The following is a 14,417-nucleotide window of genomic DNA, read 5'->3' as shown; positions in this document are numbered from 1 at the left end:
CTGAGCAAACCAGTTTTAATTAGGTCCGTTTTGACAAGTTTTTCTTCGATCAGGATAGCGTTCAAAGATTAATGAGGGTGAGGAGGATATTTTCTCCCCACCCTTATTTTTTAAGCGAAAGGGGTCAGAGTGATGGTAAAAATTATTGATGGGAAAGCACTAGCAAAGCAGGAAAATGAAAAAACGGCTCACCGAGTAGAAAAATTAAAGCAAAAAGGGATTGTACCCGGATTGGCAGTTATTTTGGCGGGTGAAGATCCAGCAAGTCTCGTATATGTACGTAATAAACAACGAAAAGCAGAAAAGCTGGGAATTTATTCAATTCAAAAAAATTTTCCGGCAACTGTTGATCAAGCAACTTTATTGCAGACGATTGAGGCACTTAATGATGATCCAAAAGTCCACGGTATTTTGGTCCAAGAGCCGTTACCAAAGCACCTAAATGGGCAAGCGTTGGTGGCGGCGATTGATCCACAAAAGGACGTGGATGGTTTTCATCCCCTAAATGTGGGAAAGCTGTATAATCATCTACCAGGAAATTACCCCGTTGCTTGCACGCCACGGGGGATTATTACGATGCTTGACAGTCTTAACTTTAACTATGTCGGTGCTAAAGTAGCAATTGTTGGTCGGAGTATTTTGGTTGGCCGGCCGATGCAGGCTCTGCTGATTAACCGTGATGCGACGGTAACTATGATTGGCCGACAAACGCCTGATCCAGCAGCGATTATCAAGGATGCTGATTTGGTAATTGTTGCGACTGGGAAAGCCAACTTCTTAACGGCTTCAATGGTTAAACCAGGGGCAGTTGTGATTGATGTTGGTATTAATCGTACTCCAGAAGGAAAGTTGGTTGGGGATGTTAATTTTGAACAGGTAAAGGCAGTCGCAAGTGCGATTACACCTGTTCCTGGTGGTGTCGGACCGATGACGATTGCAAGTTTAATGTCACAAACTGTTGATTTAGCAGAATGGAGCTTGGAGAATGCCAAAGGATAATCCGCTCACAATTGGCCAATTAACCCGTTATATTAGTCGAAAATTTGATGTCGACCCATACCTAAGCCAACGAAACCTCTGGGTAGTTGGAGAGTTAACTGATTATCGGCCTTCAAGTCGACATCAATATTTTGCAATTAAGGATGATACGGAGGGCTTAGCGCCGAAAGATCAGTACAAAATTAAAGCAGTAATGTTTCAGAGTGCCTTCGCTAAAGTACCATTTAAGATGGAGAACGGAATGAAAATTCTTGTTCGGGGGCGGGTTGCTGTTTACCCTAACCGGGGAGAATATCAACTTTATGTTGAGCAATTGGAAGAAGTTGGTACCGGCTCACTCCAAGTCGCCTTTCAACAAATGTACAAAAAATTAAAAGCAGAAGGGTTATTTGACTCACCAAAAAAGCCAATTCCACCATTTCCGCGACGAGTAGCAATTGTAACGAGTAATGATGCAGCAGTAAAGCATGATATGATCACCACTTTTCGACGACGAAATCCTTTAATTCAATTGATCTTTTATCCAACAAAAGTTCAGGGGGATGATGCAGCGCCGATGATTGCAAGTCAAATTAAGCGCGTCAATGCAAGCGGTAACTTTGATACGCTGATTGTAGCCCGTGGTGGTGGCTCGCGGGGTGATCTATGGCCTTTTAATGAAGAGGTTGTGGGACGAGCAATCGCTGCTTCAAAGATTCCAGTAATTTCCTCAGTCGGCCATGAAACCGATACAACCATTGCAGATTTAGCAGCTGATGATCGTCAAGCAACGCCTACTGCTGCGGCAGTTAAGGCTTCAGCATGGGAGTTAGTTGAAGTTAGAGCGGAATTAAAACGTTCGCAACTTGAATTGATCAATGGGATCCAAGCTAAATTAAAACTAGCTAATCAGACCCTGCGCCGTTTACAAGAAAGTTATCCACTATCACAACCGCAACGATTGATTGAACGGCCGCTCCAACAGGTTGACGACCTTAAAATACGCTTAATCCAATTACAGAGTCAGCAAGTACAGGCTAAACGCGAGCAATTTCAACAAGTTGATCATCGTTTGCAGCTCCTATCACCAGTCAATCGGGTCAAGCGAAACCAGCTCCAACTCCAACATCTTGTTACGAACTTAAAACAAAGTAGTCGGCTTGTTCTTCAAAGTCAAAATCAATATTTTCGCAATTTAGTTGGCCGGTTAGATGCTCTAAGTCCACTGAAAGTGCTTGAACGAGGGTATAGTTATGCAACACGGGATAATCAAGTGGTTTCAGCCCATCAATTGCAGAATGGTGATGAATTAAATTTACATTTTTATGATGGAAATGCGGAAGTTACAGTTGATAAGGTAAGAAAGGAAGATTAGAATGGCATCAGAGATAAAAAAGCAAAGTTTTGAAAGTCGGATTGCAGACTTAGAAGCGATTGTCAACCATCTTCAAGGGGGCCAATTAACCCTTGATGATTCGATTAAAGAATTTAAACAGGGGATGGAATTAGCGCAAACATTGCAAAAAGAGCTTGATCAAGCTCAAGCAACTTTGGCGCAACTGGTTGATGAAAATGGTAACCTTCAACCAGCAGAAGAAGTAGGTGACGATCTGAGTAACAATGGAGTTCAAAATCAAGGATATCATTCTGAATTTACCAAAAACGAAGAAAATTAGGGGCAAATAACGTGCATAAAATTGCAAAATTAAGAACTAAAATTAATGAATACTTGACGGGGGCGCTGGTTAGCGAATGTGATCAACCAACCTTGATGGCGGCGATGGATTATTCTTTGACTGCTGGTGGGAAACGCTTGCGACCTGCGCTCACCTTGGGCGTAAGTGAACTACTAGGGAGTGAAATAACCCCAGCTGTTCTTAAAGCTGCTTGTGCAGTTGAATTAATTCATACCTATTCCCTAATTCATGATGATTTACCAGCAATGGATAATGATGATCTCCGGCGAGGAAAGCCAACTAATCATAAGAAGTTTGGTGCCGGGATGGCTACCTTAGCTGGGGATGGATTATTAACGTTAGCATTTTCATGGTTAAGCGAAAATGAATTGCCGGAGTTGGTTCGATTACGGTTAATTCAGGCATTAGCTAAAGCTGCTGGTCCGGCGGGAATGGTAGCTGGTCAAGCTCGTGATATTGCGGGAGAGGGTCACCATCTGACCTTAGATCAGTTAAGAAAATTACATGCAGAAAAGACCGGTGCACTTTTAGCATACTCAGCTGTTGCCGGGGGAATAATTGCTGGTGCTTCTGAGGACATCATTGATATTTTACGGGCATTTGGCAAAGCATATGGGTTGGCCTTTCAAATTAAAGACGACTTACTGGACGTGACCGCAACTGAAGCTCAAGTTGGCAAAGAGGTTCATCGAGATGCAGAAGCTCATAAGAATACTTATCCAGGTCTCCTTGGGGTTGAGGGTGCGAAGCAAGCATTACAAGTTGCTTTAAATGATGCTAAAGCGGCACGTGATGCGCTAGCCACTCAATTGGCAGTAAATCCAGTGATCTTAGATGAATTTTTAGGTTATTTTGAGGACTAAATGGAATGGAAAAAGAACGAGTTGATATCTTACTAGTAAAACAAGGATTATTTGATTCTCGTGAGCAAGCAAAACGGGCAGTGATGGCTGGCGAAGTCCTCGGTCAGAATAACGAACGGTTGGATAAAGCTGGGCAGAAGATTCCTGTTACTACGACGCTCCACTTAAAAGGTAAAAAGATGCCATATGTTAGTCGTGGCGGATTGAAGTTGGCAAAAGCATTAAAGGTCTTTGACCTTTCAGTTCAAGGTCTAGTAGTTTTAGATATTGGTTCCTCAACGGGAGGCTTTACGGATGTAATGCTTCAAAATGGGGCTAAACTCAGCTATGCACTTGATGTGGGGACTAATCAACTGGTATGGCAACTACGTGACGATCCGCGCGTTGAAGTGATGGAACAAACTAACTTTCGTTACTCAAAGCTTACCGATTTTCATCGTGGACAACCTGAATTTGCATCGATTGATGTTTCCTTCATTTCACTTGGCTTGATTTTGCCGCCACTTGCTAAAATTTTAAAGCCAAAGAGTAATGTTGTTGCTTTGATAAAACCACAATTTGAAGCTGGTCGAGAAAAGGTTGGAAAACACGGCATTATTAAAGATCCGGTTGTTCACCAAGAAGTTATCGCACATGTCTTTGATTTAGCAGTGAATGATGGTTTTGCGGTTCGGCAACTTTCGTTTTCGCCAATTAAGGGTGGTCAAGGAAATATTGAATTTTTAGCTCAATTGCAATTAATCGGTGATCAAGCAAAGGTTGACCCCAAAATTGACATTCAAGATGTTGTTGTAGCGGCCCACGCGGAGTTGAACGCAAAATAGTTTAAAATTTTGTGGGAGGATTTGATCATGAAAAAGATGAATCGCCAAAATGAAATTAAGCAATTAATTGAACGACGAGCGGTTGAACGTCAAGAAGATTTGGTTACCTTATTGGCGGAAGTGGGGTATAACGTCACTCAGGCAACTGTTTCACGGGATATTAAAGAGCTTAAGTTAATTAAAGTGCCAACCCCTGATGGCGGATATCGGTATAGTTTACCAACCAGAAAGACGGAAAACGAGGACAGCCAATTTCGCCAATCGATTCAAAATTATCTTCAAATTTTAAAACAATCCGAACGATTCGTTTCGTTGACGATGCATCCTGGGCATGGGCCAGCGGTTGCAATGTTGACTAATCGGTTAGACTTTCCCGAAGTTTTCACCGCGATTGGTGATGATGCAACGGTTCTGGTGGTTTGTAAATCTGACGAAGCGGCAAAGCAGTTTGTAGGCCGTTTAGAAAAAATGAGGTTGAAAAATGTTACAAGAGTTGACGATTGATAATTTAGCGATTATTAATCACCTTAATCTTACTTTTGATGATCAGATGACAGTTTTAACCGGGGAAACAGGTGCCGGGAAGTCAATTATTATCGATGCCGTTGGCCTGCTTGCTGGCAGTCGGGGATCAACGGATTTTATCCGGCAAGGTGCTGGTAAATTAACTTTACAAGGGCAATTTACGGTTCCTAAAAATGAAGATTATTTGGCCCTCCTTGACGAATATGGGATTGACCACGAAGATGGGGTATTGATTATTTCTCGGGAAATTCACCAAAATGGACGGAATATTATCCGGGTTAACGGGACTTTGATTAACACTACTACGTTGCGAAAATTAGGGGCTGGGTTAGTTGATATTCAAGGTCAAAATGAGCATCAGTTACTCTTGCAACCGGAACATCATCTAGGGATGTTGGATCAATTTGCCGGAGCGCCAATTCAACCAATCCTTAAAAAATATCAAGCAACTTTTCATGAATACCAACAATTATCATCCGCAATTGAGAAGAAAAAGGAAAACGAACAGCAGTGGGCTCAACGGCTAGACATGCTTCGTTATCAAGTTGACGAGATTGAGGGAGCGAATCTTAGACCAGATGAAGAAGAACAATTAGAAACTGAGCGTGATCGCCTGGAACATTTTCAACAAATTAATAATGCCCTTAATATGGTAGTTGCAAGCTTGAATGGTGAAGAAGGTGCACCAGTTCTGGATCAAGTAGCAGAAATGAAAACTTCCGTTGAGGATATTAGCGACTTCGACCCCGCTTTTAAAGATTTAGCTAAGGGGTTAGGAGATGCTTACTATTCACTTCAAGATGCTGCTGAATCAGCGAGTCGGGTGCTAGATAGTTTGGAGTTTGATCCCGCCCGATTAGATCAAATTGAAAATCGGTTAACGTTGATTGGTGATCTCGAACACAAATATGGTGATCGACTTCCGGATGTGTTAGCCTATTATGATCAAATCAAAACAGAACTTGAAGAAATGGAACAAGTGGCGAATGATGATAGTGACCAAGAAGAAAGGTTAGCTGAAACAGTAACCGAATTAAAACAATTAGGTAAACAACTAACCGAGCTCCGGAAACAAGCTGCCCAGAAATTGGAAAATCAAGTCCATCAACAGTTACGTGAATTATATATGGAAAGAGCGGTTTTTGCTGTGCACTTTGTCGAATCAGCAGGCGACCGTTTCCGCGCTGATGGCCTTGATGAAGTTGAGTTTTACATGCAAACTAATCCTGGTGAACGGATGGGAGCGCTCGCTAAGATTGCGTCAGGTGGGGAACTGTCCCGGGTCATGTTAGCCCTTAAGACTATTTTTGCCAAAAACGAAGGAGTTACTAGTATTATTTTTGATGAAGTAGATACGGGAGTTAGTGGGCGAGTGGCTCAAGCAATTGCTGATAAGATTAAAGTGATTGCCCAAAGTTCACAAGTACTTTGTATAAGTCACTTACCACAAGTTGCTGCTGTCGCTCAGCATCATTTTCTAATCCAGAAACAAGTTAAAAATAACCGGACAACGACTTCGGTGACTCCTTTAGATGAAAGCAAACGGATTAATGAAATTGCTCGGATGCTTGCAGGGGAAAAAATTACTAAGTTAACTCGTGAACATGCCAAAGAATTATTAAGCATGGAGCAAGCAAACTAAGAAAAGCAAACGAAAAGAACTTTTTGACCGTAGTTACTGAGTAACATTCGGAGATGAAAGAGGGGCCGAGAAGAAACACACGTTTCTTCTCGGCCCCTCTTGTCATAACAATGAGTACATAGGAATGTTTAACTAAAATTTCAATATGTCGCTGATTATTTTAGACCCGGCTAGTTTGTGAATAACAGATTAAGTATCAACTAAATGATTTACCCGCTCTGTTTTTAAGTATGATTAACCCGCAATATAACGTAGTTGATTAATGGTGAAGAAATAGGTTTTATTTTTCTTTGAGAGTAGGTATCGTTGGTCATCTAATTTTCGGATTATTCCGCGTACGTTTACTGGCTGTCCACCGTCAGTAGCTGGCATTAATTGTAAGAAGACCTCGCGTTGGCTTGCAATGGCTTTTTTTAAGAATAGTTTTCTTTGAAAAAGTGGTTCAATTGGTAGAAGGGTGACAGGAGGTTTGTCTTCGAAAAAAGGTTCTGAGAAAATCGGCTTAAGATGAGAAATCATATTTACTGTTCTTTCATGTAAAAATGAACGACTGATATTTTGCATTTTGAACGTCCTCCGAACTTTTGTTTGTAAATAAATTATACGAACAAACGGTTGAAAATTCAAGTTTAAATTTATTTTAGTTCGTGATAATCCAAGAAGAACGAAACTAGAGGGAGATATATAGTTAAATAAGTACTGGAAGTTTTGAATTTAAGATGAAAAAACACCAAAAACGATCAAATTTTCTATTCTTAGGTTTGATTGGAAATGAAATTAATTCATAATGGATGATGTAAATAATCGGATCATACTTTTATGGAGCGAAGGTCTTGAATTACGACGGTAAGTATTGCAAAATAAAAGGTAACACGTTCATGGTTAGGAGTTAATGATTAATGACAAAGCGCGGAATGCTGATAGTTTTATCCGGACCCTCCGGTGTTGGTAAAGGGACTGTTCGGAAGGCAATTTTTGATCAACCAGGAAATGATTTCCAATATTCGATTTCAATGACGACTCGCCAACCTCGTCCAGGTGAAAAAAATGGGGTTGATTATTTCTTCGTTTCAAAGGAAGAATTTGAAAAAAATATCCAGTCTGGACAGATGTTGGAATATGCCAAGTACGTTGACAATTATTATGGGACACCGTTAAAATACATTGATGAGACCTTAGATTCTGGAAAAGATGTTTTCCTTGAAATTGAAGTAAATGGGGCCATGCAAGTTCGTTCAAAACGGCCAGATGGAGTTTTCATTTTCTTAACGCCACCCGATTTAATGGAATTAAAGCAACGTCTAATTCATCGGGGAACTGATAGTATGGAAGTTATTAATAAACGCATTCATAAAGCTTTTTCTGAAATTGAAATGATGCAAAACTATGACTATGCGGTTGTAAATGATGAAGTTCCCAATGCAGTTGAGAAAATTAAGGAAATTATTCGGAGTGAACGTTTGCGGGTTCCACGGGTAATGCCAGATTACTTAGAAATGTTAGGAGATGCAAAACAATGATTTTATACCCTTCAGTTGATGAATTATTAAAGCAAGTTGATTCGCGGTATTCATTGATTATGCTTGCAAGTAAGCGGGCACATGAAATTGATAAATATCGTCTTGATAAGGATCGCGCGCAAGACTCTGATAAGCCAGTTGATTTGGAAATGGATAAGCCATTGCTACTTAACCACTATAACTCAACTAAGTCTGTCGGGATGGCGCTTGAAGAAATTGAAGCTGGGATGGTTTCAATTGACGATTCCGAGGATTAGAACCTGTTTGTTAGGTTTAACCACAATTAAATAATAAAGCGCTAGCGAATTTTGGATCGAAAAGAGTATTAAAGCTCCAAATAGCTTATACAAAGTAATTCATCCAGCCGTTAGCGCTTTTTGTGTAGTTATTAGATGCAAAAGGGGGATCAAAATGGCACGAATCGCCGTTTACGTAAGTGGAAGTGTAGCAACTTTTAAAGCTGTTAGTTTAGTCCGGATACTTCAAAAGCAAGGGCATGAAATTCGCGTTGGGATGACACCAGCTAGTAGGCATTTTGTTACCCCAAATACTTTTTATGCTTTAACTCACCAACCAGTTTTAACCGATTTATGGCAAACTAATCAAAGCCCAGTTCCTCATATTGAATTAGCGGACTGGACCGAACTAGCGTTAGTTGTTCCGGCAAGCGCTGATCTTATTGCTAAAATGGCAAATGGACTAGCTGATGATGCTGTTTCTAGTTCTTTGTTAGCAACAAAGGCACCCGTAATGCTTGCCCCCGCAATGAACAGTCAAATGTGGCTTAATCCCGCTACCCAGCGAAACTTAAAGCAACTTGTTTTGGATCAGAGGATTATTCTAACTCCAGAAACGGGGATGCTAGCGGAAGGTTATGTTGGGAAAGGGCGCATGATGGAGCCAGAAGAAATTGCTAGTCAGGTTGATAAATGGTTTGCCAATCAAAATCGCTTAGCAGGAAAGACAATTTTAGTTACGGCAGGTGGTACGCGCGAAGCAATTGATCCAGTCCGCTTCATTGGGAATCGTTCTTCTGGAAAAATGGGTTTGGCAGTTGTTCAGGCTGCTCTTGCAGCTGGTGCGAAAGTGATTGCAGTGATTGGCCAAGTTCAAGTTGAATTTCCTAATCACCCGAATTTAATGGTCAAAAAGGTTACCACAACCGCCGAAATGTTAGCAACAACAGCAGCTTCGTTTGAAAAAGCGGATGCTTTAGTGATGGCAGCAGCGGTTGCTGATTTCCGACCGGCAGTGGTTGCTGATCAGAAAATAAAAAAACAAATCAGCCAAGACGAGTTAACGATATCTTTGGTTAAAAATCCTGATATTTTAGCAACTTTGGGAGCAAAAAAGAATCATCAAATCGTGATGGGCTTTGCGGCTGAAACTAATGATTTACTTCAAAATGCTCAAGTCAAATTAGCTAAAAAACATGCCGACTATATCGTTGCTAATGATGTTAGTCAAGTTGGGAGTGGCTTTGGGGTTGCAACTGACCAAGTCACAATTTTGCAACCAAATCGGGCACCAGAAAAATGGCCACTATTAAGTAAGCAAGAAGTTGGGGAACGATTAATTAATATCCTGGCTAAGCGTTGGCAGCAAAGTAAATGATAGGAGGGTTCTTGGTTGCAAGTTGTTCAAGTAATTGTTGATGTCCCAACGATGCAAACAAACCGGCCGTATACTTATCGGGTTCCTGAAAGTTTAACCAACCAAGTAATGGTGGGGATGCGGGTAATTGTCCCCTTTGGTCGTGGTAAACGGGAGGTCCAAGGTTTTGTTGTTGATACCAACCCAGAGCAACCGTTTGATGGCGATTTGAAGGATATTATTGCGCTGATGGATTTAGAGCCAGTTTTAAATCCAGAGATGATTGCTTTGAGTCGTTGGTTAGCGAAGACAACTTATTCATTTTGGATAAGTTGTCTTTATGCGATGCTCCCAAATTTATTAAAGGCTAAGACCCACCGTCTTGTTCGCTTAACTGATGATGTCGCTGAAGCTGAACAATTAAATTTATTTGATGGCCAAGATTCCTTAGACCTAGCTGATGTTCAAAATGATCCTGATATTATGCACGAGCTTGTAAAACTACGACGGGCAGGCAAAATTAGGATTGAATATCAAGTTGAAGATCGTGCTAGGGCAAAAATGGTGGTTGCAATTCAGCCAAGCTTACAGTTTGAAGATTATGAAGAGCTATTGGCAGCAGTACCTAAAAACGCTAAAGCGCAAAAACGGCTTTTAGTCTATCTCCAACAGCAAACGGGGCAAACGATACCGTTGAAGTTAGCGCAGCAACAAACAGGGCTCTCCCCGGCAACTTTTACTCTTGGTGAAAAACGCGGTTGGTTAAAAAAAGTTAAGCTCGAGCAGTACCGAACTCCAATGACAAAAAGTTTAGAGCGAGACCAGCAAGTGACTTTAAATACCGACCAACAAGTTGCAGTGGATGCCCTTAACCAAGCAATTAAAACTGACCAATCACCAGTTTTTCTCTTAAAGGGAGTCACGGGAAGTGGTAAAACCGAAGTTTATCTAAGAGCAATCGAAACGGCGCTAGCAAGCCATCAAACAGCGTTGATGTTGGTACCTGAAATTTCTTTGACTCCGCAAATGGTTGGTCGCGTTCGTGCGCGGTTTGGTAAAAATGTTGCCATCTTACATTCAGCACTCTCAAACGGGGAAAGGTATGATGAATGGCGTCGGATTCAGATGGGACTAGTTGATGTCGTCGTTGGTACCCGTTCGGCAATTTTTGCTCCACTTAAGAAAATTGGCCTCATTATCTTAGATGAAGAACATGAAGTAAGCTATAAACAAGAAGATGCCCCACGTTATCAAGCTCGAGAAGTTGCTAAATGGCGTGCCAAATATCATCATGCAACGGTTTTGCTAGGTTCGGCCACTCCAAGTCTTGAAAGTTATGCTCGAGCAAAAACTGGTAATTATCATCTTTTAACCTTACCGCACCGGGTAAATCAGCAACCGTTACCCCCAATTCAAATTGTAGATATGCGTCAAGAACCCCGGCAAGGGGGCGAAAGTAATTTTTCCCAAATTTTATTGGCACGGTTAAATGATCGTCTCCAAAAAGGTGAACAAAGCATTTTACTATTGAATCGACGTGGCTTTTCATCTTTCATGATGTGTCGAGATTGTGGATTTGTTTTGAAGTGTCCCAATTGTGATATTTCGTTAACTTTACACTTGAGTTCGCATAGTATGAAGTGTCATTATTGCGGGCATGAGGAAGCTATTCCTCGCTTTTGCCCAAACTGCCATAGCCAAGAAATTCGTTATTACGGTACAGGAACCGAAAAGGTCCAAGCAGAGTTAAATAAGTTACTTCCGGCGGCCCGGATTATCCGAATGGACGTAGATACTACTCGCCGGAAAGGTATGCACGAAAAATTACTGCAGCAATTTGGTAACCATCAAGCTGATATTTTGTTAGGGACACAAATGATTGCCAAGGGGTTAGATTTTCCTCAAGTAACTCTGGTGGGAGTTCTTAATGCCGATACTGGCCTTGATTTGCCAGACTTTCGCGCAAGTGAACGAACTTTCGATCTATTATCCCAGGTTAGCGGTCGAGCTGGGCGGGCAGATAAAAATGGTGAGGTAATTATCCAGACCTATAATCCGGATAATTATGTCCTTCAATTAGCGCAGAAAAATGACTATGATGCTTTTTTTGCAACCGAAATGCGAATTCGTCAACAAGCACAGTACCCACCCTACTTCTACACGGTTCGGTTAATGGCAAGTGATCCTCAAGAAGTTGTAGCTGCTAAGTTAATCCAAGCAGTTAGTGAACGCTTGAAAACAAGCCAATTAGCAACTGATACGGTAATGTTAGGGCCAACTCCACGCCCAATTGCCCGGACCCAAAATCGGTATTATTATCAGATTGTACTTAAATATCGTCACGATCCGACTTTGATTACGACATTAACGCAATTGGCCCATGAAACTCAAGCAAAGGGAAATTTACGTTTCATGATCGATCCAGATCCCCAATACTTTATGTGAATTATTTTGAAAGGAATGATAATCTTGACATCAGTTATTTTTATGGGAACGCCCCAGTTTGCGGTTCCAATTCTTCAAGCTTTATTAGATGATGATCGTTATTCTGTTAAGGCAGTGTTGACGCAACCCGACCGACGGGTTGGACGTAAACATAAATTGACAGCTTCACCAGTTAAACAATTAGCAAGTCAAGCGGGAATTCAAATTTTTCAACCAGAAAAGTTGATAAAAAGTGAAGAACTAGAAGCGTTGATTAATCTTCATGCAGACCTAATTATTACAGCTGCTTATGGTCAATTTTTACCATCCCGTTTGCTAGAATCGGCCGAAATTGCAGCAATTAATGTGCATGGGTCATTGTTGCCAAAATACCGTGGCGGGGCCCCGATTCAATATGCGGTGATGAATGGTGATGCTGAAACTGGGGTTTCAATCATGTACATGGTCAAGAAAATGGATGCTGGAGATGTGATTGCGCAACGGGCAATTCCAATTGAAGCAACTGACGATGCTGGTACGATGTTTGAAAAGTTAAGTTTACTTGGGCGGAATTTGCTAATGGAAGTTTTACCAGACTTAATTGCTGGAAAAATTAAAGCCGTTCCACAAGCCGAAGACCAAGTTGTATTTTCTCCAAACATCACAACTGAGCAAGAGTGGATTGACTATACTTTACCTGCTCGTTTAATTGACGCTAAGGTTCGGGGCTTACGGCCCAAACCACTTGGTAAAATGATGATCGATGGGGTGGCAACAAAATTAATTGATGTAACTCCGCTCGCTGAACAGACTCAACAAGCACCGGGGACCATTGTGCGGGTTGAAAAGCATGCTTTAGTAATCGCAGCAGGTAATGGAACAACTTATCGAATTAATCAGTTAAAGCCAGCAGGAAAGCCTGCTATGGAAATTACGGCATATTTGAATGGTCACCAAGGACTTGAGGTTGGGAGACAAATCATTACTAATGGTAAACATTAAACAATCACCACGGAATTTAGCAGTTACGGTTTTAGAGCGGGTTATTAATAAACAAGCATATTCAAACCTTGAGTTGAATCAGATTATTCAACAGGCTAAGTTAAGTGTTGCCGATAAGCATTTGTTAACTAATCTGGTATACGGAACTTTACAACATCGCTTAACCCTTGAAAATTGGTTAAAACCATTTGTTAAACGGGAACCAGTTCCATGGGTAAGGGAATTATTATTAATCACCCTCTACCAATATCATTATTTAAAACGGGTTCCTGATTTTGCAGCGACAAATGAGGCAATTGAAATTACAAAGTTTCGTGGCCATGGTAACCAAGGATTGCGAAAGTTTGTAACTGGAGTGTTACATGCTGTTTTACGAAGTGACTGGCCAGATCTGACAACAATTGAGGATCCAATTGAACAATTGAGTCTGACCGCTAGCTTGCCACTTTGGTTAACGAAAAAATTAGTTGATGAAAATGGCCTTCTAGAAGCGCAAAAAATTGGAAAGGCAATTAATGATCCTGCCCGCTTAAGCATTCGCGCCAATCGGCAAAAGGGAACAGTTGGGCAAATTACTGACCAATTAGCGATGGAAGGAATAACAACAATTCCAAGTCAAGTGGCTGCGGATGGCTTAATTGTGACTAAAGGGGATCTCCTCGGGAGCCAAGCTTTTCGTTCTGGATTGGTAACGGTCCAGGATGAGAGTGCGATGTTAGCAGTTGAAGCAATGGCGGCGGCAATTGATTTAAAAACTGCTAATTTAGTTTTGGATGCCTGTAGTGCTCCGGGAGGAAAAACCGGTCAGTTAGCTGCACAAGTTGAAAACGGTAAAGTGATTGCTTTAGATATTCACCAACATAAGGTCAAACTAATCAAGAAGAATATGGCAAGACTGGGTCTAAGTGATCGCGTAGTTGCAAAGCAAAATGATGCCAGGGATTTAACTTTTTTGGCTGATCAAACGTTAGATGCAGCCTTGGTTGATGCGCCATGTAGTGGGATGGGCCTGTTGCGGCGGAAACCCGAAATTCGCTACCAAAAACAATTTAGTGATAGTCAGCAATTGCATAAAATTCAAACAACAATTTTAGATGCAGTGGCCCCAAAAATAAAAAAGGGCGGTATAATAATTTATAGCACGTGCACAATTCTCCATGAAGAGAATGATGAAACGGTCGTTGCTTTTTTGACAACGCACCCTAATTTTGCCTTAGAAAAGACGCAAACGGCACGGGCTTTAAAAACTGACCGAGCAACGAAGACACTGACAATCCTCCCTAGCGACTATGGTTCGGATGGGTTCTTCATTGCAACCCTCAGGCGGAAAAACTAGAAGGGAAATTTAC

Annotated in this window: 14 protein-coding genes; 13 read left to right on the top strand and 1 reads right to left on the bottom strand. The window is 41.3% G+C overall.

From position 1 onward, the window contains the following. Window positions 1-132: 132 nt before the first annotated feature. From H5993_RS01065 to recN, 7 genes are read left to right on the top strand one after another with little or no spacing between them, the layout of a single operon-like run. Entirely contained in the window at window positions 133-999 is an 867-nt protein-coding gene (locus H5993_RS01065; RefSeq protein ID WP_204775891.1) for a bifunctional 5,10-methylenetetrahydrofolate dehydrogenase/5,10-methenyltetrahydrofolate cyclohydrolase, read from the top strand. Further along, window positions 986-2,353 (top strand): exodeoxyribonuclease VII large subunit, encoded by a 1,368-nt coding sequence (gene xseA, locus H5993_RS01060; RefSeq protein ID WP_204775890.1) that lies wholly within the window; start codon window positions 986-988, stop codon window positions 2,351-2,353. The genes H5993_RS01065 and xseA overlap by 14 nt, the downstream gene beginning before the upstream one ends. Before the next feature lies 1 nt (window position 2,354). Beyond that, window positions 2,355-2,654: an exodeoxyribonuclease VII small subunit gene (locus tag H5993_RS01055; RefSeq protein WP_204775889.1), complete on the top strand. Its 300-nt coding sequence runs from the start codon at window positions 2,355-2,357 to the stop codon at window positions 2,652-2,654. An 11-nt stretch (window positions 2,655-2,665) separates the two neighbouring features. Beyond that, window positions 2,666-3,538 carry a polyprenyl synthetase family protein gene (locus H5993_RS01050; protein ID WP_338033116.1) on the top strand — a complete coding sequence of 291 codons (873 nt, stop codon included), beginning with the start codon at window positions 2,666-2,668 and terminating at the stop codon, window positions 3,536-3,538. A gap of 5 nt (window positions 3,539-3,543) precedes the next feature. Then, window positions 3,544-4,362, top strand: coding sequence for a TlyA family RNA methyltransferase (locus H5993_RS01045; RefSeq protein WP_204775888.1), 819 nt, complete (start codon window positions 3,544-3,546; stop codon window positions 4,360-4,362). A 27-nt stretch (window positions 4,363-4,389) separates the two neighbouring features. Beyond that, window positions 4,390-4,866, top strand: coding sequence for an arginine repressor (locus H5993_RS01040; RefSeq protein WP_204775887.1), 477 nt, complete (start codon window positions 4,390-4,392; stop codon window positions 4,864-4,866). Then, window positions 4,844-6,529: a DNA repair protein RecN gene (gene recN, locus H5993_RS01035; RefSeq protein ID WP_204775886.1), complete on the top strand. Its 1,686-nt coding sequence runs from the start codon at window positions 4,844-4,846 to the stop codon at window positions 6,527-6,529. Before H5993_RS01040 ends, recN begins: the two co-directional genes overlap by 23 nt. Before the next feature lie 234 nt (window positions 6,530-6,763). Here the strand turns inward: recN and H5993_RS01030 are convergent, their stop codons facing one another. Then, window positions 6,764-7,093, bottom strand: coding sequence for a hypothetical protein (locus tag H5993_RS01030; RefSeq protein WP_204775885.1), 330 nt, complete (start codon window positions 7,091-7,093; stop codon window positions 6,764-6,766). Window positions 7,094-7,428: 335 nt separating this feature from the next. On the opposite strand from H5993_RS01030, the gene gmk reads away from it, so the two are divergent. From gmk to rsmB, 6 genes are all read left to right on the top strand, one after another. Further along, the gene (gene gmk, locus H5993_RS01025; RefSeq protein ID WP_204775884.1) at window positions 7,429-8,049 is read left to right on the top strand and encodes a guanylate kinase; all 621 of its coding nucleotides are present in this window, start codon (window positions 7,429-7,431) and stop codon (window positions 8,047-8,049) included. Beyond that, the gene (rpoZ, locus tag H5993_RS01020; protein WP_180869816.1) at window positions 8,046-8,306 is read left to right on the top strand and encodes a DNA-directed RNA polymerase subunit omega; all 261 of its coding nucleotides are present in this window, start codon (window positions 8,046-8,048) and stop codon (window positions 8,304-8,306) included. The genes gmk and rpoZ overlap by 4 nt, the downstream gene beginning before the upstream one ends. Window positions 8,307-8,460: 154 nt before the next feature. Beyond that, entirely contained in the window at window positions 8,461-9,663 is a 1,203-nt protein-coding gene (gene coaBC, locus H5993_RS01015) for a bifunctional phosphopantothenoylcysteine decarboxylase/phosphopantothenate--cysteine ligase CoaBC (RefSeq protein WP_204775883.1), read from the top strand. A 15-nt stretch (window positions 9,664-9,678) separates the two neighbouring features. Then, window positions 9,679-12,087, top strand: coding sequence for a primosomal protein N' (gene priA / locus H5993_RS01010; protein ID WP_275086986.1), 2,409 nt, complete (start codon window positions 9,679-9,681; stop codon window positions 12,085-12,087). 24 nt (window positions 12,088-12,111) lie between these two features. Then, window positions 12,112-13,068 carry a methionyl-tRNA formyltransferase gene (fmt, locus tag H5993_RS01005; RefSeq protein WP_204775882.1) on the top strand — a complete coding sequence of 319 codons (957 nt, stop codon included), beginning with the start codon at window positions 12,112-12,114 and terminating at the stop codon, window positions 13,066-13,068. Further along, window positions 13,055-14,404, top strand: coding sequence for a 16S rRNA (cytosine(967)-C(5))-methyltransferase RsmB (gene rsmB / locus H5993_RS01000; protein ID WP_204775881.1), 1,350 nt, complete (start codon window positions 13,055-13,057; stop codon window positions 14,402-14,404). Before fmt ends, rsmB begins: the two co-directional genes overlap by 14 nt. Window positions 14,405-14,417: the final 13 nt, after the last annotated feature.

The organism is Limosilactobacillus alvi, from assembly GCF_016900115.1.
Lineage (GTDB): Bacteria > Bacillota > Bacilli > Lactobacillales > Lactobacillaceae > Limosilactobacillus > Limosilactobacillus alvi.
This window is presented reverse-complemented; position numbering and strand designations above follow the sequence as displayed.

Coding starts and splice junctions, on each gene's coding strand:
- H5993_RS01045 (WP_204775888.1), top strand. CDS start 3,544: ATGGAAAAAGAACGAGTTGATATCTTACTAGTAAAACAAGGATTATTT.
- H5993_RS01055 (WP_204775889.1), top strand. CDS start 2,355: ATGGCATCAGAGATAAAAAAGCAAAGTTTTGAAAGTCGGATTGCAGAC.
- coaBC (WP_204775883.1), top strand. CDS start 8,461: ATGGCACGAATCGCCGTTTACGTAAGTGGAAGTGTAGCAACTTTTAAA.
- xseA (WP_204775890.1), top strand. CDS start 986: ATGCCAAAGGATAATCCGCTCACAATTGGCCAATTAACCCGTTATATT.
- rpoZ (WP_180869816.1), top strand. CDS start 8,046: ATGATTTTATACCCTTCAGTTGATGAATTATTAAAGCAAGTTGATTCG.
- gmk (WP_204775884.1), top strand. CDS start 7,429: ATGACAAAGCGCGGAATGCTGATAGTTTTATCCGGACCCTCCGGTGTT.
- recN (WP_204775886.1), top strand. CDS start 4,844: ATGTTACAAGAGTTGACGATTGATAATTTAGCGATTATTAATCACCTT.
- H5993_RS01040 (WP_204775887.1), top strand. CDS start 4,390: ATGAAAAAGATGAATCGCCAAAATGAAATTAAGCAATTAATTGAACGA.
- rsmB (WP_204775881.1), top strand. CDS start 13,055: ATGGTAAACATTAAACAATCACCACGGAATTTAGCAGTTACGGTTTTA.
- H5993_RS01030 (WP_204775885.1), bottom strand. CDS start 7,093: ATGCAAAATATCAGTCGTTCATTTTTACATGAAAGAACAGTAAATATG.
- H5993_RS01065 (WP_204775891.1), top strand. CDS start 133: ATGGTAAAAATTATTGATGGGAAAGCACTAGCAAAGCAGGAAAATGAA.